The following is a 20,547-nucleotide window of genomic DNA, read 5'->3' on the forward strand; positions in this document are numbered from 1 at the left end:
GCCGCCAGGCCGGCGTTCTCTTGGGCATCGGCAGCGACCGCGGGCCGTCCTGGAGCGGTCTAGGGGGCCCGGACGGGGCATCGAGCGCGCGCACCGCCCGATACCCTTTGCGCGTGAGTACTTCCAGCGTCTCGGGGGCGCTCGACGCCTGGCGCGACCTCCCCGCACTGCAGCAGCCCGATTGGGACGACCCGGCCGAGGTCCGCGCCGTCGCCGCCGAACTCGCCGCCCAGCCGCCGCTCGTGTTCGCGGGCGAGTGCGACCAGCTCAAGGCCCGTCTCGCGGAGGTCGCGCGCGGCGAGGCGTTCGTCCTGCAGGGCGGCGACTGCGCGGAGACGTTCGAGGGGTCGAACGCCGACGCGGTCAAGAACAAGCTCAAGACGCTGCTGCAGATGGCGGTGGTGCTCACGTACGCCGCCAGCGTGCCGGTCGTGAAGATCGGCCGGATGGCGGGGCAGTTCGCCAAGCCGCGCTCGAAGCCGTCGGAGGTGCGCGGCGGCGTGGAGCTGCCCGCCTACCGGGGCGACGCGGTGAACGGCTTCGCCTTCGACGCCGAGTCCCGCCGCAACGACCCGCACCGGCTGCTGCGCGCCTACCACTGCTCGGCGGTGACGCTGAACCTGTGCCGGGCGTTCACCAAGGGCGGCTACGCCGACCTGCGGCAGGTGCACGCCTGGAACCAGGACTTCGTGGCGACGAGCCCCTCGGGCCGCCGGTACGAGCAGCTCGCCGGGGAGATCGACCGGGCGCTGACGTTCATGAAGGCGTGCGGGGTGAGCCCGGACGAGTTCCACAGCGTGGAGTTCTACTCCAGCCACGAGGCGCTGCTGCTGGAGTACGAGCGGGCGCTGACCCGGATCGACCACCTCAGCGGCCTGCCCTACGACGTGTCGAGCCACTTCCTGTGGATCGGTGAGCGGACCCGGCAGCTGGACGGCGCGCACGTGGAGTTCCTGCGGCACATCCGCAACCCGATCGGGGTGAAGCTCGGGCCCACGACCACCGCCGACGACGCGCTGGCGCTGATCGACACGCTGAACCCGGAGCGGGAGCCCGGCCGGCTGACCTTCATCACCCGGATGGGCGCGGGCCGGATCCGGGACGCGCTGCCGCCGCTGATCGAGAAGGTGGACCAGAGCGGCGCGCCGGTCGCGTGGATCTGCGACCCGATGCACGGCAACACCTACGAGGCGCCGAGCGGCCACAAGACGCGGCGGCTGGACGACGTGCTGGACGAGGTCGCCGGCTTCTTCGAGGTGCACCGGGCGCTCGGCACGCACCCGGGCGGCATCCACATCGAGTTCACCGGCGACGACGTGACCGAGTGCACGGGCGGCGGCCACGGGCTGGCGGAGGACGATCTGCACCAGCGCTACGAGACGGCCTGCGACCCGCGGCTCAACCGCGGCCAGTCGCTGGACCTGGCGTTCATGGTCGCGGAGCTGTACCGCAAGTCGTCCTGACGAGCGGTCCGGGCACGGCGCGTCCCGCCTCTCAGGGGCGGGACGCGCCGTTCTCATGTCCGGGTGCCCCCGGTCGGCGGTGCGACGAACGATCTTCGAAACGGGACGGACGGCCCCGGAGGCCGTGTCAGATGCTGACCTCGGCCCAGACGACCTTGCCGCCGGTGACCGGGTCGGCGCCCCACGAGGTGGCGAACCGGTCGACGATGAACAGGCCGCGGTGGGACTCGTCGAGGGGGCCGGGGACGGTCAGCCGGGGCAGCTGGGCGGCGCGGTCGCGGACCTCGACCCGGACGCGCCCGGTGCCGCGCAGCAGGCGCAGCTCCAGCGCCGTCCCGGCATGCCGGACGGCGTTGGCGACCAGTTCGGCGACGATCGCGGTCACGAGCTCTTCGCGCTCCATGAGCGCCCAGGTGCGCATGGTGCGGGCGGCGAGGCGGCGCGCGTACTCGACGGCCTCCGTCTGCGGGGCCGCGCGCAGCGTGGTCTCGGTCATCGGGTCGGTCACTCCGCCCGCTCGCCGTTCCGCATCGTGTGCCGTCCCGTCCGGTGCGGCCGCCCGGATCCGGGCGGCGCGGTCTCAGCGTCCATCGGCGGGCGCCTCCTCCGCCGGACCCTCGATCAGGAAGCGGTCGAGGCCGGTCGTGCGCAGCACGTTCTCCACCCGGCCGTAAGCGCCGGTGACCGTCAGCGTGGCGTTCTGCGCCCGGGCGTGCTTGTACGCGCGGACGAGGACGTTGAGGCCGGACGAGTCGCAGAAGTCGACGGCGGTGAGATCGACCACGACCACGCGCTCACCGGCGTCCACGAGTTCGGCCAGCCGGGCCCGTAGCTCGTCGGAGGAGTGCAGGTCTATGGAGCCGCGCGCGGCGATCGTCGCACGGCCGTCCTGTCGTGTCGTGTGCAAGGCAAGCCCCACGCCACCCCACCTTACCGATTGTTGGTCTCCATCATGACGCCCGCAGAACGATGAGGGCAACGTCGTCGTTCGAGGGTTCGGGGCCGAAATCGCGCACCGCTCGCTGGATGCGGGCGGCGACGGCCCCTGCGCTCAGCCCGGTGCAGCCGGCCAGCAGCCGCTCCAGCCCGTGGCCGTCGCCGAGCAGCCGGTTGCCCGAGCGCCGCTCGGTGACCCCGTCGGTCACGCACAGCAGCACCTCGCCGCGGCGCAGCTCGAGGGTGTCGGTGTGGAACTCCACACCGTCGAACACGCCGAGCAGCGGCTGGGGGGTGGCGGCCTCGCGGACGCCGCCCTCGGGGTCGAGCACCAGCGGGGGCGGGTGCCCCGCGCTCGTCAGCCTGATCGTGACGCCGTCGCGGCGGCGGCGCGCCGCGATCTCGCCGTGCAGCAGGGTGAGCAGCCGCCCGCGCTCGCCCTCGCCCAGGATCAGCCGGTTGAGGCGGGCGAGGACGCCCGGCACCGACATGTCCTCGGCGGCCAGGATGCGCAGCGCGTGCCGGGCCAGGCCGGTGACGGCGGCGGCCTCCGGCCCGGTGCCGCACACGTCGCCGATCGCGAACCGCCAGCGGGACGGGGTCTGCGGGGCGCCGGGCCGGACCCCGGACTCGAACACGTCGTAGAAGTCGCCGCCGACCTCGCTGCCCTCCCCCGCCGGCTCGTAGACGACCGCGACCTCCAGGCCGGGGATCTCCGGGATGCCGGGCGGGAGCAGGCTGCGCTGCAGGGCGCTGCTCATGGCGGTCTGGGCGGAGAACAGGCGGGCGTTGTCGACGGCGAGGGCGGCGCGGCGGCTGAGCTCCTCGGCCAGTTCGATGGCGCTGCGCTGGAACCGGTCGCCGGCGGGGCGGCCGATGACGATGCTGCCGATGCGGCGGCCCCGGGCGATCAGCGGGAACGCGTAGACCTGGTCGTCGGCGGTGTCGCCGGCGGCGGCGCGGACGTCGTCCGGTGCGCCGGCCAGGCCGTTCCAGGGGCCGGGGGCGTCCATCGGCGGGGCGGAGCTGGCCTGGTCGAGCAGGTCGCGCAGGCCGTCGGCGCGGGTCTCGTCGGCGTGCCAGACGTAGGCGAGCCGCGCCGGCTCGGCCTCGGTGACGGTGTAGACGGCGCACCAGGTGGCGAGCCGCGGCACGACGAGCTGGGCGACCAGCGCCATCGTCCGTTCCTGGTCGAGGGTGCCGGCGAGCAGGTCGCTGGCCTCGGCGACGAAGCTGAGCCAGCCGCGCCAGGACCGTTCCAGCTCCCCCACCCTGGCCTTCTCCAGGGAGAGCGAGATCTCGTCGGCGAGGCGGCCGAGGCGGGCGCCGTCGGCCTCCTCGAACCTGCCGGGGGCCGATGAGACGGCCACCAGCAGGCCGGTGAGGCGGCCCTGCGACTCCAGCGGGGCGGCTGCCAGCGAGCCGGCCCGCAGCGCGGCGGCGGCCGGGTCGGCGGCGTCGGGGGCCACCCAGGGCGAGCCGGCGCGGACGGCGGGGGCGAGGCCGCCCACCGTCAGGCCGCCGAGCGGCATCTCCGCGGCCGTGCCGCCGGACGCGCCCATGATCAGGCGCCCGTCGCGCTCGGTCAGCAGGACGGCCGCGCCGTCGGCGCCGAGCACCTCGCGGACGGCCGCGACGGCGTCCTCCATGGCCTCCATCGCGGCCGGGGAGCGCAGCAGCCGGTCGCCGGCGGCGGGCGTCTCGCCCATGCCGTCGGCGTCGAGGCGCTCGCCGCCGAGCCGGTCGTCGCGGGGCTGGGCGCCGGGGACGCCGGGCTCGAGCCCGGCCTCGGCGGCCGTGTCGAGGCCGGCGAAGCCGCGTGCGGCCCGTTCCGCGCGGGCGATGCCGGGAGTCGGCTCCGCCTCCGCGGCGGTGTCGTCGGACGTGCCCGGCTCGGCGCCTTCCTCGTCGGCGCCGGGACGGGGCAGCCGGAACCAGACGCCCTTGGTGCGGCGGTCGTAGGAGACGCCCCAGGAGGCGGCCAGCCGGGCGATCGACGGCAGGCCGCGGCCGCTGGAGGCGGTGACGCCCGGCATCTCGATCCCGCGGGTGGGGTGGCGGTCGCGGACCTCGATCTCGATGTCGCCGCCCTCCAGGCGGCAGGACACCTCGAAGGACGTGCCGGCGTAGGCGACCGCGTTGGTGGCCAGTTCGCTGGTGGCCAGGACCGCGTCGTCGGCGGCCTCGTCCATGCCCCAGTCGGCGAGCACCTTGCGGACGAAGCGGCGCGCGTCCGCCACCGCCGCGGCGGCGGACGGGAAGGTCGCCGACGCCGTCTGCCGATCCAACTGCCGTCCCTCGTTCGAAGCCTCTTACCGGGTCTGGCCATCGTGGCAGACCGTGCGGCCACCCGGCCACGAGAGTGCCGAACCGGGGCCTTGCGATGCCTCTGACCTCGGTGTCCGGCGCTCCGTCACAACACGACAGACCGTAACACGAAGACTACGGCCCCCGATCCATGACCTATGCCGCTTGTCACTCGTGAGCGAGCGATTCGGGCTCTGGAACGGGCGGCAACGTAGAGTACTGGTGCGGCCGGGAGGCGGTCCGGAAAGACCGGCCCGCCGCGCCGGGCACCCGGCGACCGCGGGCCAGGAGGAAGAGGAACAATGCCGCGTACAGCGTCCCGTGCCCGCCCCGCGGGCGGGTCTCGCGACACCACTCCGCGTTACAGCGACGCCGATCTCGCGCCGCTGTTGAAGGCGCTGGCCGCCGTCCGGGACGGCCGGACGGCGGCCGAGCTGGACGTGCCCGGCGAGGGCGCCGTCGCGGAGGCCGGGGCGATACTGGACGAGATCCGGCAGAACGGGCATGAGGTGGCGTCCGGGCTGGCCCGGGTGCGGCGCGAGATCGGCCGCGAGGGGCAGCTGCGCGGGCGGCTGACGCCGGGGAGCCTGCGGGGCTCGTGGGCGTCGGCGGTGGAGGACGCGAACGCGATCATCGACAAGCTGACCGACCTGGCCACCGGGATGCACCGGGTGGTGGAGGCGGTGGCGGCCGGCGACCTGAGCCAGCGGGTGGAGCTGCGGGTGCGGGGCCGGCCCATGCGCGGCGAGCTGCTGCGGATGGCCAAGTCGGTGAACGGCATGGTCGAGCTGCTGGACCAGTTCACCTGGGAGGTCACCCAGTTCGCCCGGGAGGTCGGCACGGAGGGCCGGCTCGGCGGCCAGGCCCCGTCGCGCGGCATGACCGGCCGCTGGCGGGACGTGACGGCGTCGGTGAACGTGATGGCGGCGCGGCTGACGTCGCAGGTCCGCGACATCGCCGAGGTCACGACGGCGGTGGCGCAGGGCGACCTGACCCGCAAGGTCACGGTCGAGGCGACCGGTGAGCTTCAGGAGCTGAAGCTGACCGTGAACCAGATGGTGGACCAGCTGTCGGCGTTCGCCGACGAGGTCACCCGCGTCGCCCGCGAGGTCGGCACCGAAGGCCGTCTCGGCGGCCAGGCGAACGTGCGGGGCGTCAGCGGCGTCTGGAAGAACCTGACCGACAACGTCAACGCGATGGCGAACAACCTGACCTACCAGGTCCGCAACATCGCGCAGGTCACCACGGCCGTCGCCGAGGGCGACCTCGGCAAGAAGATCACCGTCGACGCCCAGGGCGAGATCCTCGAACTCAAGGACACCGTCAACACGATGGTCGACACCCTCTCGGCCTTCGCCGACGAGGTCACCCGCGTCGCCCGCGAGGTCGGCACCGAAGGCCGTCTCGGCGGCCAGGCCAACGTGCCCGGCGCCGGCGGCGTCTGGCGGGACTTGACCAACAACGTCAACGGGATGGCGTCCAACCTGACCTACCAGGTCCGCAACATCGCGCAGGTCACCACGGCCGTCGCCGAGGGCGACCTCGGCAAGAAGATCACCGTCGACGCCCAGGGCGAGATCCTCGAACTCAAGGACACCGTCAACACGATGGTCGACACCCTCTCGGCCTTCGCCGACGAGGTCACCCGCGTCGCCCGCGAGGTCGGCACCGAGGGGCGCCTCGGCGGCCAGGCCAACGTCCAGGGCGTCAGCGGGGTCTGGAAGAACCTGACCGACAACGTCAACTCGATGGCGAACAACCTGACCGTGCAGGTCCGGGGGATCGCGCAGGTCACCACGGCGGTCGCGCAGGGCGACCTGACCCGCAAGATCGAGGTCGACGCGCAGGGCGAGATCCTTCAGCTCAAGGACACCCTGAACACGATGGTCGACACGCTGTCGGCGTTCGCGGACGAGGTCAGCCGGGTCGCCCGCGAGGTCGGCACGGAGGGCCGCCTCGGCGGCCAGGCGCACGTGCCCGGCGCGGGCGGCATGTGGAAGGACCTGACCGACAACGTCAACGGGATGGCGTCCAACCTGACCTACCAGGTCCGCAACATCGCGCAGGTCGCGACGGCGGTCGCGCACGGCGACCTGACCCGCCGCATCGACGTCGACGCGCAGGGCGAGATCCTGGAGCTGAAGACGACGCTGAACACGATGGTGGACACCCTGTCGTCGTTCGCGTCCGAGGTGACCCGCGTCGCCCGCGAGGTGGGCAGCGAGGGCCGGCTCGGCGGGCAGGCCGAGGTCGAGGGCGTCTCCGGCACCTGGAAGCGGCTCACCGAGAGCGTGAACGAGCTGGCCCGCAACCTGACCACGCAGGTCCGCGCGATCGGCGCGGTGGCCAGCGCGGTCGCCACCGGCGACCTGACCCGGACGATCACCGTGGAGGCGCGCGGCGAGGTCGCCGAGCTGTCCGACAACGTCAACCTGATGGTCGCCACCCTGCGCGAGACGACCCGCGCGAACGAGGAGCAGGACTGGCTGAAGACCAACCTGGCCCGGATCGGCGGGCTCATGCAGGGCCACCGGGACCTGATGCAGGTCGCCGAGCTGATCATGCGGGAGCTGACGCCGACGGCGAGCGCCCAGTACGGCGCGTTCTACCTGGCCGAGGGCGGCGAGGAGACCGAGCTGGTGCTGATCGCCGGGTACGGGACGCGGCGCAGCCGGATCGGCACGGTCCGGTTCGCGCTCGGCGAGGGGCTCGTCGGGCAGGCCGCGCAGGAGCGCCGCCCGCTGCTGATCAACGACGCGCCCGCCGACTACGTCCGGATCGGGTCGGGGCTGGGCGAGTCGTCGCCGGTCAACATCATCGTGCTGCCGATCGTGTTCGAGGACGAGGTGCTCGGCGCGATCGAGCTGGCCTCGTTCGGCCGGTTCACGGACGTGCACCTGGCGTTCTTCAGCCAGCTGATCGAGACGATCGGGGTGACGCTGAACGCGATCCGCGCCAACACCCGGACCGAGGCGCTGCTCGGCGAGTCCCAGCGGCTCGCGCAGGAGCTCCAGGAACGCTCCGACGAGCTGCAGCGCCAGCAGGGCGAGCTGCGGCACTCCAACACCGAGCTGGAGGAGAAGGCGGCGCTGCTCGCCCAGCAGAACCGGGCGATCGAGATCCAGAACTTCCAGATCGAGCAGGCGCGGCGGACGCTGGAGGAGCGCGCCGAGCAGCTGGCGATCTCCTCGCGGTACAAGTCGGAGTTCCTGGCGAACATGTCGCACGAGCTGCGGACGCCGCTGAACAGCCTGCTGGTGCTGGCCAAGCTGCTGTCGGAGAACCAGGGCGGCAACCTCACCGACAAGCAGGTGGAGTTCGCGCGGACGATCCACGAGTCCGGCACCGACCTGCTGGAGCTGATCAACGACATCCTCGACCTGGCCAAGGTGGAGGCCGGGAAGATGGAGGCGCATCCGCAGCGGCTGTCGGTGCCGGCGCTGGTGGACTACGTCGACGCGACGTTCCGCCCGCTGTCGGTCGACAAGGGGCTGCACTTCGGGGTGGAGGTCGCGCCGGACGTCCCGCCGACGCTGAACACCGACGAGCAGCGGCTGCAGCAGGTGCTGCGGAACCTGCTGTCGAACGCGGTGAAGTTCACGGCCGAGGGCGAGGTCCGGTTGGTGATCGAGCGGGCCGGGGACATCGACTTCACGCTGCCGGCGCTGTGGAACACCCCGGACGTCATCGCGTTCCGGGTGATCGACACCGGCATCGGGGTGAGCGCCGACAAGCTGCAGGAGATCTTCGAGCCGTTCCAGCAGGCCGACGGGACCACCAGCCGCCGCTACGGCGGCACCGGGCTGGGCCTGTCGATCAGCCGGAACATCGCCCGGCTGCTGGGCGGCGAGATCCAGGCGGAGAGCCAGCCGGGCCGCGGCAGCGTGTTCACGCTGTACCTGCCGGCCCAGTACAGCGAGGCGGAGGGCCGCCGGCGGTCCGCGGCGCAGGAGGAGGCCGAGGGTGCGGCGGAGGCCGCGCCCGCGCTGCCGGCGGGCGGTCCCGCCGAGGGCGGCGCGCCGCGCGCGGCGTCCGGCCGCGAGAACGGGCTTCCGGCCGACCAGCGGCCTCCCGGTGAGGTCCGGCGGCCCGAGCCCGCGCTGAACGGGATGCTGGCGGAGCCGCCGGCGGACTTCGTCGACAGGGTGCTGTCGGGCCGCAAGGTGCTGATCGTCGACGACGACGTCCGCAACGTGTTCGCGCTGACGTCCGTCCTGGAGGGGTACGGGATGGAGGTCCTGTACGCCGAGGACGGGCAGGCGGGGATCGACCTGCTGCACCGCAACCCGGACGTGGCGATCGTGCTGATGGACGTGATGATGCCCGGCCTGGACGGGTACGCGACGACGGCGGCGATCAGGCAGATGCCGCAGTTCGCCGAGCTGCCGATCATCGTGATCACCGCGAAGGTGATGAAGGGCGATCGGGAGAAGAGCCTCGAATCGGGCGCGTCGGACTACGTGCCGAAGCCCGTCGACGTGGATCATCTCCTTGACGTCATGAGGAACTGGCTGCAACCCTCCATCGTCCGCTGAGGAGAGGAGTCGCCTGGCAGGTAGGGTCGCCGTGGGGCCGGGCGTGGGGCTGGGCGTGGCCGCACGGCGGGAGGCCGGACCGGAATCGGAGAGACGACGCGTGGACGACAAGGCGAAGATCCTGCTCGTGGACGACCGCGAGGAGAACCTGATCGCACTGGAGGCCATTCTCAGTTCGCTCGATCAGGATCTGGTCCGGGCGCGCTCCGGCGAGGAGGCGCTGAAGGCGCTGCTCACCGACGAGTACGCGGTCATCCTGCTGGACGTCGTCATGCCGGGGATGGACGGGTTCGAGACGGCGCGCGACATCAAGCGCCGCAAGAAGACCCGCGACCTGCCGATCATCTTCCTGACGGCGGTGAACAGCGACCCCGACTACGCGTTCCGCGGGTACGCGGCGGGCGCGGTCGACTTCATCTCCAAGCCGTTCGACCCGTGGGTGCTGCGCGCGAAGGTGTCGGTGTTCGTGGAGCTGCACACCAAGAACAAGCAGCTGCGCGACCAGACGGCGCTGCTGCGGGAGCAGGCCGCGCTGCTGCGCGAGCAGTCGACGCTGCTGAAGGCGCGGGACGCCGGGGCCCCGGGTGAGAACGGGGACGGTCCGCGGCCTGCGGATCCGCAGGTCGCCGACCGGCTGGCCGCGGTGGCCGAGCAGGCCGAGACCGTCGGCAAGCACCTGCCGGCGGCGCGGCGCGGCGAGTACGACGAGCTGGAGCGGCGCCTGGCGGCGCTGCGGGAGGCCCTCCTGCCCGCCGAGTGAACCGCGGCCCCGCCCCGAGGGGTGATCGACTGGCCGTGTCCGGTCAGTGACGCTTTGCGCCCTTCGGTGTCGGGGATGCTTCCGCCGGGAGGTGGGCCGTGGACGTCGCGGGGCTGTTCCTCGCGGGCGCCGGGGCGGGGCTGCTGGCGGGCGGCACCACGTGCGCGGCGACGCAGATCGGCCTGCTGACCGGAGCGGTGGGCGGTGCGGCCGGCGCCGGTTCCGGCCCGGCGGGGACGCGCCCGGTACGGCAGGTCTCGGTGTTCCTGGCGTCGAAGCTGGTCTCGCATGCGGCGCTGGGTGCGCTGCTGGGGCTGGCGGGCGGTGCGGTGCAGCCGGGTCCGCGGGTGCGCGGGGCGCTGCTGGCGGCGGCCGCGGCGGCGCTGGCGCTGTTCGCCCTCGATCTGCTGGGCTTCCGGCCGGTGCGCCGCCTGCTGGGACGAGGCCGGGAGCACTCCCCCGAGGCCGGGGAGGGCGAGGACGCCTGTCACCCACCCCAACGCGGGCGCTCCCGGCGGCCCGCCGTGCTGGGCGCCGCGACGGTGCTGGTCCCGTGCGGGCTGACGCTGTCGGCGGAGCTGCTGGCCGTGACGTCGCGTTCCGCGCTCGGCGGCGCGGTGGTGATGGGCGCGTTCGTGCTGGGGACGGCGCCGCTGTTCGGGCTGATCGGCGTCACCGTCGGGCGGACGATGGCGCTGCTGCGGGGGCGGCTGACCGCGCTGCTCGCCGTGGCGCTGCTCGCGGCGTCCGGCTGGACGCTGCTGTCGGGCCTGCGGCTCGGCGGCTGGCTCCCGTCCGGCGGCGGGGCGACGGCGGCGGCCGACTCGGCCCGGTTCGTCCGGACGGACGCGGCGGGCACCCAGGTCGTGACGGTGTGGGCCCTGGACCAGGGCTACCGGCCCGCGCTGCTGACGGCGCGGGCCCGCGTGCACACCGTCCTCGTGCTGCGGACCCGGCACACCTCCGGGCACATGCGGGTCTTCACCATCCCGAGCCGCGACAAGGACGTCTACCTGCCCGCGACCGGCGAGACCCGCGTCGACCTGGGCGCCCCGGCCCCGGGCCGGATGCCGTTCATGTGCGCGTCCGGCCACTTCCCCGGCGCGATCACCTTCCGCTGACCCCGGGGGTCAGGAGGAGGCGGCGAGCTTCGCGCGGGCGGCGGCGATCCGGGCGAGGGTCCGGTCGCGGCCGAGGATCTCCAGGGACTCGAACAGCGGCAGGCCCACGGTGCGGCCGGTGACGGCGACGCGGACGGGCGCCTGCGTCTTGCCGAGCTTGAGGCCGTGCTCGGCGCCGATCCGCTCCAGCCGCTCCTTCAGCTCGTCGGCGTTCCACGGGGCGTCCTGGTAGGCGGCCTCAGTGGCGGCGAGGATGTCGGCGGCCGGCTCCTTCATCGCCTTGTTCCAGGACTGCTCGTCGGCGGGCGGCTCGTCCAGGAACGCGAAGTCGATCATCTGGACGATCTCCGAGAGCAGCGCGACGCGGGTCTGCGCGAGCGGCGCCAGCTCGGCGAACACCGCGACGTCCACGTCGAACGGCGCCTCCTGCAGGAACGGCAGGCACTCGGCGATGAACTTCTGCTCCGGCAGCGCCCGGATGTACTCGCCGTTGATCGCGCGCAGCTTCTTGACGTCGAAGAAGGCCGGCGAGGAGTTGACGTCCTCGATGCGGAACTCGTCGACGATCACGTCCCACGGGACGATCTCGCGGTCGCCGGACGGGGCCCAGCCGAGCAGCATCAGGTAGTTGCGCATCGCCTCGGCGAGGTAGCCCTCGGCGCGGTAGTCCTCCAGGGCGACCTTGTCGCGGCGCTTGGACAGCTTCTGCCGCTTCTCGTTGACGATCACCGGGACGTGCGCCCAGACGGGCGGCTCGCCGCCGAGCGCCTCCCACAGCAGCTGCTGCTTGGGCGCGTTGGACAGGTGCTCCTCGCCGCGCACGACGTGGGTGATGCCCTGACTCATGTCGTCGACGGCGTTGGCCAGCAGGAACGTGACCGACCCGTCGGCGCGGGCGATGACGAAGTCCTCCAGCACGGCGTTGTCGAAGACGGGCTTGCCGCGCAGCAGGTCCACGACGGTGGTCTGGCCCTCGTCGGGGGTGCGGAAGCGCAGGGCGCGCCCGGGGCCGGGCTCCAGGCCGCGGTCGCGGCAGAACCCGTCGTAGCCCTTGTGCTGGTCGCCGGTGCGGGCGACGACGGCCTCGCGTGTGCAGTCGCAGTAGTAGGCGCGGCCCTGGTCCCGCAGCGTCCGGGCGGCCTCGACGTGCTTGTCGGCGTTGGCGGACTGAAAGTAGGGGCCCTCGTACTGCTCCCCGTCCATGCCGAGCCAGGCCAGGGCGCGGATGATGCCCTCGGTCCACTCGGGGCTGTTGCGGGAGGCGTCGGTGTCCTCGATCCGCAGCACGAGCGTGCCGCCCGACTGGGCGGCCATCACCCAGTTGAACAGCGCGGAGCGGGCGCCGCCGACGTGGAACATGCCGGTCGGCGACGGCGCGAAACGTACCCGGATCGAAGAGCTCGTTGACATGCCCTCAAGGGTAGAGCGAGCGAGGCCCCGCTCGCGCCCGGATAGGGGCGCGCCGCGCGGCGCGCCCTCATCGAGGCGCGGTTCCCGCCGGGCGCGGGGCGCCCGTCAGGGCTTCCAGTACGGGTCGCGGCCGGCGAGCCCGAGGAGGCGTTCGAGCAGCGGCGCGTCTTCCGGGACCGCGACCTCCGGGCCGAACGCGCCGTACTTGCGGCTGAACTCCGCGGTCGGGACGAGCTGCTCCCAGGCGGCCTCGACGACCTCCGGCGGGAGGCCGGGCTCGCGGCCGGTGGCGACGGCGAGGTCCCAGCCGTGCACGACGCACTCGCCGAGCACGATCCCGGCGATGAACGAGGCGGGCATGCCCTCCTTGGCGCCGGTCAGGCTGGTGTTCCCCTCCCAGGCGGCGGGGTCGCTCCACGCGTCGGCGGTCCTGCGGGCCTGCTCGGCGAACCGCTCGGCCCAGCCGGGCTCGGCGGTGAAGTCGTGGTCCTCGCCGGGCCCGGTCACGGGCTCCCTGCGCGCGGCGGTCTCGCCCCGCCCGTTCCACAGGATCAGGTGGTTGACCAGTGCCCGCACGTCCCAGCCGGAGCACGGGGTCGGCGCGTCCAGGCGGTCCTCCGGTGTCTCCAGGACGATCCGCGCCGCGGCGTCAGCGGCGGGCCGCATCTGCCTCCGGATGTCCATGACGACTCCTTCGCTCATTCGTTCGAACATGGTTCCACGCTAGGACGGGCCGCCGCGCGCGGTCTTGAAAAAACGCGACACCGCTAGCCTGGTCCGATGGGCCGATCCCAACCCGGCGGGACACGCGGGATCCTGCGCCCGCGGACGGGCCTGGAGAGCTTCCGGGTCGAGCGGGCCGCGCCGTCGCCCGCCCTCGCCCCCTTCGTGGACTTCTTCTGGACGCTGCGCTGGGACCTGCGGGGGCACCCGCCCCACCGGCAGCAGGTGCTGACCCGGCCGTCGGTGCACATGACCTTCACCAGCTACCTGACGAGCGGCGCGACGCGGGCGCGGATCGTGGGCGTGGTGCGCGACGACTTCGTCGAGGAGATCGCGGACGAGGGCCGGGTGATCGGCGCGGCGTTCCGTCCGGGCGGGTTCCGGCCGTTCCTGGACGGCCCGGTGGCCGCGCTGACCGGCCGGTTCGCGGGCGTGGACGAGGTGTTCGGCGCGCCCGGGCTCGACCTGGCCGCGGAGATCTTCGCGACGCCCGGCGACGCGGCGGCCGTCGCCCGGCTGGAGGCGTTCCTCGCCGGGCTGCGTCCCGAGCCCGACCCGTCCGCCGAGCGGGCCGCCGCGATCGTCGGGCGCATCGCGGGACGACCCGGCGTCGTCCGCGTCGGGGAGCTGGCCCGGGACGAGGGCGTGAGCCCGCGCAGCCTACAGCGGCTGTTCCACGAGTACGTCGGGATCGGCCCGAAGTGGGTCATCCGCAGGTTCCGGATGATCGAGGCGGCCGAGCGGGCCGAGGCGGGCACCCGGGTCGACTGGGCCCGGCTGGCCGCCGAGCTGGGCTACGCCGACCAGGCGCACTTCACCCGCGACTTCACCGCCGCCGTCGGCACCTCGCCCGCCCGGTACGCACGGGAGGAGGAACTGGCAGGATCAGGACATGACGGACCCCCTCGCGACCCCCGGCCCCCTCGATGACCTGACGGCCTTCCACCGGCTCGCCGCGGAGCGGCTGGGCGGGTTCGAGCACACCACCGTCCCGGACGGGCCGGGTCTGCGCCGTGCCGGGGTCGTGCTGTGCGCCGTGGAGCAGGACGGCGTCCCGTCGGTGATCCTGATCAGGCGCGCGTACCAGGGGCGGAACGCCGGGCAGTGGGGCCTGCCCGGCGGCCGGCTCGAGGACGGCGAGACCGCCGAGGAAGCGGCGCTGCGGGAACTGCGGGAGGAGATCGGCCTGGTCGCGGGCCCGGGCGACGTGGTCGGCCGGCTGGACGACTTCCCCGCCGCGTCCGGTTTCGCGATCACCCCGATCGTGGTCGTGCTCGACGATCCCGGGCCGCTCGTCCCGAACCCGGACGAGGTCCACTCCGTCCACTACACGAGCCTGCGCAGGCTGGCCGACGACGACACCCCGAGGTGGGTGCCGCTCCCGGACGGCGGCAGCCTGCTGCAGATGTGGCTCGCGCCGGACTGGCGGGTGCACGCCCCGACCGGCGCGATGCTGTGGCAGTTCCGCGAGGTGGTGCTGCTCGGGCGCCGGGCCAGGGTCGCGGACTTCGCCCAGCCCGACTGGACCCGCAACTAGCGGGCCCGCCGGGCGGGTCCCGGCCCGGCGGCTCGCGGTGCGACGGGTCGCGGTGCGGCGGGTCGCGGTGCGGCGGGTCGCGGTGCGGCGGGTCGCGGGCGGCGGCTAGAAGGTGCCGCCGTCGATGACGATGCGCTGCCCGGTGAGGTAGGACGCGCCGTCCGACACCAGGAACCGGACGACGTCGGCGACCTCCTCCGGCGTGCAGACGTGCCCGTAGGGGGAGGCCGCGTCCACCTGGCGGATGTCGTCGACACCCATCGTCGCGCGCACCAGGCGCCGCCCCATGTCGGTGTCCACGACGCCCGGAGCGACCACGTTGACGTGCATGCCGTTGGCGCGCTCCTCCTTCGACAGCACCTGCGCCAGCGCCTCCTGGGCCGCCTTGCCCATGGCGTAGGGGCCCGAGTTCGCGTGCATCAGGTCGGTGACCACGCTGGACACGAACACGATGTCGCTGCGGTCGGCGCGCCTCAGCAGCGGGATCAGCGCCTGGCTGAGGTGGTGCGGCCCGAAGGCGTGCACGCGCAGCACCCGCTCCAGCTCGGCCGGGTCGGTCTCGGCCACGCTGTTGCCGCGGCTGGCGATCCCGGCGCTGTGCACGAGGATGTCCAGCTCGCCGAGTTCCTCCTCGACCGCGGCGGCGAGGGCCCGGCAGGCGTCGAGGGAGTCGACGGACGCCTGGAAGGCGTGGCCGCGCGACCCGGCGGCCTCGATGTCGGCGACGGTCTTGCGGGCGGCCTCCTCGTCGCGCCGGTAGGCGATCGCGACCCGGGCGCCGTCGGCGGCCAGGGCCAGCGCGATGGCGCGGCCGATCCCCCGGCTGCCCCCGGTGACCAGGGCCGTACGGCCGGCGAGAGAACTCATGGGCACTCCTTCGTCAGATCGCGGAACGCGGAGCACCATCCTGCCCGCCGCGCGGCCGCGCCCATAAGCGGCCCCTGACAAGAATCCGCGCGCCCCCTTGCGGGCGGCGCGGCGGCCGCGCTGGCGCCCCTGGTGACCGTCACCGGATCGTGACCCCCGCTAACCAAACGGACATATCCGGTTTATTCAAGTATTCAAGACTTGGTGGCTCGTGCTCCCGAGCGAAAAGGAGTTCCCGTGAGACGCACGGGGATCACCGCCACCGCCCTCACCGCCACCGCCCTCACCGCCACCCTCGCCACCGCCCTCACCGGCACCGCTCTCCTCGCCCCCGCCGCCGACGCCGCTCCGCCGCCCCCGCCCGGCGCGAGCACCGCCGCCACCCATCTGGCCGGCCTCACCGTCGCCCCCGAGGGGTCGGAGTCCGGCTACAGCCGCGACAAGTTCCCGCACTGGATCACCCAGTCCGGGACGTGCAACACCCGCGAGGTCGTCCTCAAGCGCGACGGCGTGAACGTCACCACCGACTCCTCCTGCGCCGCCGTCTCCGGCACGTGGACGAGCCCCTACGACGGCGCGACCTGGACCCAGGCCTCCGACCTCGACATCGACCACATGGTCCCGCTGGCCGAGGCGTGGCGGTCGGGCGCCTCGTCCTGGACGACCGCGCGCCGCCAGGCGTTCGCCAACGACCTGGACTCCTCGCAGCTGTGGGCCGTCACCGACAACGTCAACCAGGCCAAGGGCGACAAGGACCCCGCCGAGTGGACCCCGCCGCTCGCGAGCTTCGACTGCATGTACGCCCGCTCCTGGATCGACGTGAAGTACCGCTACGGCCTGACCGTCGACTCGGCGGAGAAGACGGCCCTGACCCGGCTGCTCGCCACCTGCTGAGACACGGCGGTTGCTGAGACACGGCACCCGCTGAGACGCCGCCCTTACTGAGACGCCGGCCGGACGGTGCGGGCCCGCGCGGCCCGCACCGCCCGGCCGGGGCGATCAGCGGGCGAGGGCGCGCAGCCACGCCGCGCCCTGCTCCAGATCGTCGTCGGTGAGGCCCACCAGGGGGTCGACGGAGACGAGGAGATGGTCGGCGACGCCCTCCTCGGCGGCGATGCACTCCGTCGCGTCGGGCTCGTCCTCGAACCACACGAACGGCCTCCGCTCGACCCATGACGCGACGTGCCGGGCCTTCCACGCGCCGAGGGTGCGGCCCTCCTCGATGCCCGGGAACCGCGGGATCGGCACGAACGGCAGCCGGGGCAGCCCGACCCGGGGCGAGATCCACTCGTTGGCGTTGTCGCACCAGTAGCTCGCCCAGGCCAGCTCGGCGCCCGCCGACTCGGCCAGCTCGAGCAGCGCCGGGCCGTGCGCGGCGTTCAGCCAGAGGCGGAACGTGACGCCGTTGGGCGAGCAGCGATGGCGGCGATAGCCCCGGTGCGGCCTTTCGAACGGATTGAGCACTCCGTCAACGTCCAGCAGCACCAGCGGCGACCCCATACCCGAGAACCTACGGCATGCGGCACGGATGTTACATCAAGGTCATTTTGGGCAGCGTTTTGACAGTTTTGGCTCCATGACCGAAACTGCACCGGGCCATCGAGGCGACACCCCGTGGAAAGGCGGTAACGAGGCGTGAGCGACCAGGATTTGAGGACGGCACCGGCCGAGCCGTCGCACGTCGACGCGGGCGACGCCGGCTACCGCAAGTCCCTCAAGACGCGCCACGTCAACATGATCGCGATCGGCGGCGCCATCGGCACCGGGCTGTTCCTCGGCGCCGGCGGGCGGCTGGCCAGCGCCGGCCCGTCCCTGGCCATCGCCTACGCGGTCTGCGGGTTCTTCTCGTTCATGGTCGTGCGGGCGCTCGGCGAGCTGGTCCTGCACCGCCCCTCGTCGGGGTCGTTCGTCTCCTACTCGCGCGAGTTCATGGGCGAGAAGGGCGCGTTCGTCGCGGGCTGGATGCACTTCCTGAACTGGTCGACGACCGGCATCGTCGACATCACGGCGATCGCGCTCTACATCCACTACTGGAAGGCGTTCACGAGCATCCCGCAATGGGTGCTCGCGCTGATCGCGCTGGCGGTCGTCGTCACGATCAACCTGATCTCCGTGCGGATCTTCGGCGAGCTGGAATTCTGGTTCTCCATCGTCAAGGTCGGCGCGCTCGTCGCGTTCATGTGCATCGGCATCGTGCTGGTCGTGACCGGCCACAAGGTCGGCGCGCAGGACGCCGGGCCGCTGACGATCCTCGACCACGGCGGCATCTTCCCCAAGGGCGTGCTGCCGATGCTCGTGGTCGTGCAGGGCGTCGTGTTCGCCTACGCCTCCACCGAGCTGGTCGGCGTCGCGGCCGGGGAGACCGAGAACCCCGAGAAGGTCATGCCGAAGGCGATCAACTCGATCGTCTGGCGGATCCTGGTGTTCTACGTGGGGTCGGTGCTGCTGCTCACGATGCTGCTGCCGTGGAGCGCCTACAAGGACGGCGAGAGCCCCTTCGTCACCGTGCTGTCCAAGCTCGGCGTGCCCGCCGCGGGCGGCGTGATGAACCTCATCGTGCTCACCGCGGCGTTGTCCAGCCTGAACTCCGGGCTGTACTCCACCGGCCGGATCCTGCGCTCGCTCGGCGCCTCCGGGTCGGCGCCCCGGTTCACCACGGCGATGAGCCGGTCGCAGGTGCCCCACGGCGGCATCCTGATGACCACGGCGATCTGCGTGCTGGGCGTCGGCCTGAACGCGTGGGTCCCCAAGGACGCCTTCGAGATCGTGCTGAACTTCGCGGCGATCGGCATCCTCGGCTCGTGGGCGATGATCATGATCTCGCACCTGCTGTTCGTGCGGCGGGCCCGCACGGGCGCGCTGTCCCGCCCCTCGTACCGGCTGCCGGGCTCGCCGGTCACCGAGATCGTCACGCTGGCCTTCCTCGCCGCGGTCGTCGTGCTGATGTGGTTCGACTACGACGGCGAGGGCCACAAGACCGTGCTGGCCGTCCCGGTGATCATCGCCGCGCTGGTGGTCGGCTGGTTCTGCGCGCGGGGACGGGTCGCGTCCGTCGCGGCGGCCCGGACGGCGGACCCGATCGAAGAATGACCGATCCCTGACCCGCCGGGACCGGTTCGGTCCCGGCGCGGCGGGCATCGTGGGGGCATGTGCCGACTGTTCGGGATGACGACCGGCGGGCCCCGCGTGCAGGCCCGGTTCTGGCTGCTGGACGCCCCCGACAGCCTGTCCTCGCAGAGCCGCCGGATGCCCGACGGGACCGGCCTCGGCTGGTTCTCGCTCGGCGAGGAGCCGGTCCGCGACCGGGCGCCCATCGCGGCCTACGAGGACGCCGACTTCTGCGCCGAGGCCCGCGAGGTCGTCTCCCACACGTTCATGTCGCACGTCCGGTACGCCTCGACGGGCAAGCCGGACGTGCACAACTCCCACCCGTTCGTGATGGACGACCGGCTGTTCGCGCACAACGGGATGGTCCGGGGCCTCGACGTGATCCGCTCCTGGCTCACCGACGTGGACCTCGCGCGTGTCGGCGGGCAGACCGACTCGGAGCTGGTCTTCGCCTACGTCACGGCGGAGATCCGGCGGCACGGCGACACCATCGCCGGCCTGATCGCCGCGGTCCGGCGGATCGCCGCCGAGGTGCCGGTCTTCGCGCTCAACGTGCTGCTCGCCGAGTCGAGGCGGCTGTGGGCGCTGCGCTACCCCGACACCCACGAGCTGTGGGTGCTCAAGCACGACCTCGCCGAGAAGGGCGAGACCCGCCACATGGCGTCCGAGCGCGAGCCCGGACGCGTGCACGTGTCCGCGCACCGCGAGCCGGCCGTCGCCCACGTGCTGGCCAGCGAGCGAATGGACGACGCCGACGGCTGGCGGCTCCTCGCACCCGGTGAGCTGCTGGTCGTGGACGGCACGGACACCACCTCGCTGTTCCCGTTCGACCCGCCGGCCCACCGGATCTCCATGGACGATCTCTCGGTGACCGAGGCCACGTCTCAGACGTGATCTGCTTCACCCGCCGCCGCGTAGGGTTGACCGGGTCGGACGAGCGCCCCCGAGGAGTCCCGGAGCAATGGAGCACGAACTCACCCTGATGGCGGTCCACGCCCACCCGGACGACGAGGTCCTCAGCACCGGCGGGCTGCTCGCGCGCTGCGCCGCCGAGGGCATCCGCACGGTGCTGGTCACCTGTACCAACGGCGAGCAGGGCGACGACTCCGGCGGCGTGAAGCCGGGCGAGCCGGGCCACGACGCGGAGGAGGTCGCGCGGCGGCGGCTGGCCGAGGTCCGCGAGTCCGCCGGGATCCTGGCGGTCGAGCACCTGGAGCTGCTCGGCTACCGCGACTCCGGCATGGAGGGCTGGTCCACCAACGAGGACCCGCGGGCGTTCGCGAACGTCCCGCTGGAGGAGTCCGCGGGGCGGCTGGCCGAGCTGATGGAGCGGTACCGTCCGCAGGTCGTCGTCACCTACGACGAGAACGGCGGGTACGGGCACCCCGACCACATCCAGGCGCACCGCATCGCCGTCGCCGCCACCGAGAAGACCGGCATCCCCGACAAGCTGTACTACACGGCGATCCCCCGGTCCGGCATCGCGAAGATGTTCGAGGTCGCGAAGGCCGCCGGGGTGGACGTCGGCTTCGAACCGCCGGACGACTTCGGCGTCCCGGACGAGATGATCACCAGCGTGGTGGACGTCGCGCCCTACGCCGCCCGCAAGGTCAAGGCGCTGGAGGCGCACGCGAGCCAGGGCGAGAACATCTTCTTCCTGCGCCTGCCCGAGGAGGTCCAGCACATGGTCTTCGCGAACGAGACGTTCGTCCGGCACTTCAACCGCGTGGACGCCGCCCCCGACCACGAGGACGACCTGTTCGCGGGCCTGCGCTGACGG

At 72.9% G+C, this 20,547-nt stretch carries 17 protein-coding genes; 10 read left to right on the forward strand and 7 right to left on the reverse strand.

The features are described from left to right. The first annotated feature begins 113 nt into the window (after positions 1-113). Positions 114-1,463 carry a class II 3-deoxy-7-phosphoheptulonate synthase gene (locus ABT299_RS01560; RefSeq protein ID WP_347257135.1) on the forward strand — a complete coding sequence of 450 codons (1,350 nt, stop codon included), beginning with the start codon at positions 114-116 and terminating at the stop codon, positions 1,461-1,463. Positions 1,464-1,590: 127 nt separating this feature from the next. Here the strand turns inward: ABT299_RS01560 and ABT299_RS01565 are convergent, their stop codons facing one another. From ABT299_RS01565 to ABT299_RS01575, 3 genes are all read right to left on the reverse strand, one after another. Continuing rightward, positions 1,591-1,959: an ATP-binding protein gene (locus ABT299_RS01565; RefSeq protein ID WP_067469847.1), complete on the reverse strand. Its 369-nt coding sequence runs from the start codon at positions 1,957-1,959 to the stop codon at positions 1,591-1,593. 84 nt (positions 1,960-2,043) lie between these two features. After that, entirely contained in the window at positions 2,044-2,382 is a 339-nt protein-coding gene (locus ABT299_RS01570; protein WP_190868237.1) for an STAS domain-containing protein, read from the reverse strand. A 31-nt stretch (positions 2,383-2,413) separates the two neighbouring features. Further along, entirely contained in the window at positions 2,414-4,687 is a 2,274-nt protein-coding gene (locus tag ABT299_RS01575; RefSeq protein ID WP_500249414.1) for a SpoIIE family protein phosphatase, read from the reverse strand. Positions 4,688-5,008: 321 nt separating this feature from the next. Between ABT299_RS01575 and ABT299_RS01580 the strand changes: the two genes are divergently transcribed. The 3 genes from ABT299_RS01580 (at position 5,009) to ABT299_RS01590 (ending at position 11,122) form a co-directional block, all read left to right on the forward strand. After that, positions 5,009-9,241, forward strand: coding sequence for a HAMP domain-containing protein (locus tag ABT299_RS01580; protein WP_433136653.1), 4,233 nt, complete (start codon positions 5,009-5,011; stop codon positions 9,239-9,241). A gap of 100 nt (positions 9,242-9,341) precedes the next feature. Further along, positions 9,342-10,001, forward strand: coding sequence for a response regulator (locus ABT299_RS01585; RefSeq protein ID WP_190868235.1), 660 nt, complete (start codon positions 9,342-9,344; stop codon positions 9,999-10,001). A gap of 98 nt (positions 10,002-10,099) precedes the next feature. Beyond that, a complete protein-coding gene (locus ABT299_RS01590; protein ID WP_500249415.1) occupies positions 10,100-11,122 on the forward strand; it encodes an urease accessory protein UreH domain-containing protein in 1,023 nt (340 codons plus the stop codon). A 9-nt stretch (positions 11,123-11,131) separates the two neighbouring features. Here the strand turns inward: ABT299_RS01590 and gltX are convergent, their stop codons facing one another. Next, complete coding sequence (gene gltX, locus ABT299_RS01595) at positions 11,132-12,532, reverse strand: glutamate--tRNA ligase (protein WP_433136656.1); 1,401 nt, start codon at positions 12,530-12,532, stop codon at positions 11,132-11,134. A 105-nt stretch (positions 12,533-12,637) separates the two neighbouring features. After that, positions 12,638-13,216, reverse strand: a complete 579-nt coding sequence (locus ABT299_RS01600; protein WP_500249416.1) for a TIGR03086 family metal-binding protein — start codon at positions 13,214-13,216, stop codon at positions 12,638-12,640. 96 nt (positions 13,217-13,312) lie between these two features. On the opposite strand from ABT299_RS01600, the gene ABT299_RS01605 reads away from it, so the two are divergent. Further along, the gene (locus ABT299_RS01605; RefSeq protein ID WP_500249417.1) at positions 13,313-14,185 is read left to right on the forward strand and encodes a helix-turn-helix domain-containing protein; all 873 of its coding nucleotides are present in this window, start codon (positions 13,313-13,315) and stop codon (positions 14,183-14,185) included. Then, positions 14,148-14,792: an NUDIX hydrolase gene (locus ABT299_RS01610; protein ID WP_500249418.1), complete on the forward strand. Its 645-nt coding sequence runs from the start codon at positions 14,148-14,150 to the stop codon at positions 14,790-14,792. The genes ABT299_RS01605 and ABT299_RS01610 overlap by 38 nt, the downstream gene beginning before the upstream one ends. A gap of 105 nt (positions 14,793-14,897) precedes the next feature. Here the strand turns inward: ABT299_RS01610 and ABT299_RS01615 are convergent, their stop codons facing one another. Continuing rightward, complete coding sequence (locus ABT299_RS01615) at positions 14,898-15,659, reverse strand: SDR family NAD(P)-dependent oxidoreductase (RefSeq protein WP_500249419.1); 762 nt, start codon at positions 15,657-15,659, stop codon at positions 14,898-14,900. 237 nt (positions 15,660-15,896) lie between these two features. On the opposite strand from ABT299_RS01615, the gene ABT299_RS01620 reads away from it, so the two are divergent. Further along, a complete protein-coding gene (locus ABT299_RS01620) occupies positions 15,897-16,553 on the forward strand; it encodes an HNH endonuclease family protein (protein ID WP_500249420.1) in 657 nt (218 codons plus the stop codon). A 105-nt stretch (positions 16,554-16,658) separates the two neighbouring features. On the opposite strand, the gene ABT299_RS01625 is transcribed toward ABT299_RS01620, so the two are convergent. After that, positions 16,659-17,159, reverse strand: coding sequence for an HAD domain-containing protein (locus ABT299_RS01625; protein WP_500249421.1), 501 nt, complete (start codon positions 17,157-17,159; stop codon positions 16,659-16,661). A gap of 135 nt (positions 17,160-17,294) precedes the next feature. Here ABT299_RS01625 and ABT299_RS01630 point away from each other — a divergent pair, with 135 nt between their 5' ends. The 3 genes from ABT299_RS01630 (at position 17,295) to ABT299_RS01640 (ending at position 20,544) form a co-directional block, all read left to right on the forward strand. Continuing rightward, positions 17,295-18,749, forward strand: coding sequence for an amino acid permease (locus ABT299_RS01630; RefSeq protein ID WP_500249422.1), 1,455 nt, complete (start codon positions 17,295-17,297; stop codon positions 18,747-18,749). 57 nt (positions 18,750-18,806) lie between these two features. Then, positions 18,807-19,661 (forward strand): class II glutamine amidotransferase, encoded by an 855-nt coding sequence (locus tag ABT299_RS01635; protein WP_190868221.1) that lies wholly within the window; start codon positions 18,807-18,809, stop codon positions 19,659-19,661. A 67-nt stretch (positions 19,662-19,728) separates the two neighbouring features. Then, positions 19,729-20,544, forward strand: coding sequence for a PIG-L family deacetylase (locus tag ABT299_RS01640; protein ID WP_190868219.1), 816 nt, complete (start codon positions 19,729-19,731; stop codon positions 20,542-20,544). The last annotated feature ends 3 nt before the right edge of the window (positions 20,545-20,547 follow it).

This window comes from Spirillospora sp. NPDC000708 (genome assembly GCF_040299565.1).
Lineage (GTDB): Bacteria > Actinomycetota > Actinomycetes > Streptosporangiales > Streptosporangiaceae > Spirillospora.

What these genes read in the sequence shown, in the direction of transcription:
- ABT299_RS01565 (WP_067469847.1), bottom strand. Translation starts at nt 1,959, where the DNA reads ATGACCGAGACCACGCTGCGCGCGGCCCCGCAGACGGAGGCCGTCGAG.
- ABT299_RS01580 (WP_433136653.1), top strand. Translation starts at nt 5,009, where the DNA reads ATGCCGCGTACAGCGTCCCGTGCCCGCCCCGCGGGCGGGTCTCGCGAC.
- gltX (WP_433136656.1), bottom strand. Translation starts at nt 12,532, where the DNA reads ATGTCAACGAGCTCTTCGATCCGGGTACGTTTCGCGCCGTCGCCGACC.
- ABT299_RS01600 (WP_500249416.1), bottom strand. Translation starts at nt 13,216, where the DNA reads ATGGACATCCGGAGGCAGATGCGGCCCGCCGCTGACGCCGCGGCGCGG.
- ABT299_RS01605 (WP_500249417.1), top strand. Translation starts at nt 13,313, where the DNA reads ATGGGCCGATCCCAACCCGGCGGGACACGCGGGATCCTGCGCCCGCGG.
- ABT299_RS01610 (WP_500249418.1), top strand. Translation starts at nt 14,148, where the DNA reads ATGACGGACCCCCTCGCGACCCCCGGCCCCCTCGATGACCTGACGGCC.
- ABT299_RS01615 (WP_500249419.1), bottom strand. Translation starts at nt 15,659, where the DNA reads ATGAGTTCTCTCGCCGGCCGTACGGCCCTGGTCACCGGGGGCAGCCGG.
- ABT299_RS01625 (WP_500249421.1), bottom strand. Translation starts at nt 17,159, where the DNA reads ATGGGGTCGCCGCTGGTGCTGCTGGACGTTGACGGAGTGCTCAATCCG.
- ABT299_RS01635 (WP_190868221.1), top strand. Translation starts at nt 18,807, where the DNA reads ATGTGCCGACTGTTCGGGATGACGACCGGCGGGCCCCGCGTGCAGGCC.
- ABT299_RS01640 (WP_190868219.1), top strand. Translation starts at nt 19,729, where the DNA reads ATGGAGCACGAACTCACCCTGATGGCGGTCCACGCCCACCCGGACGAC.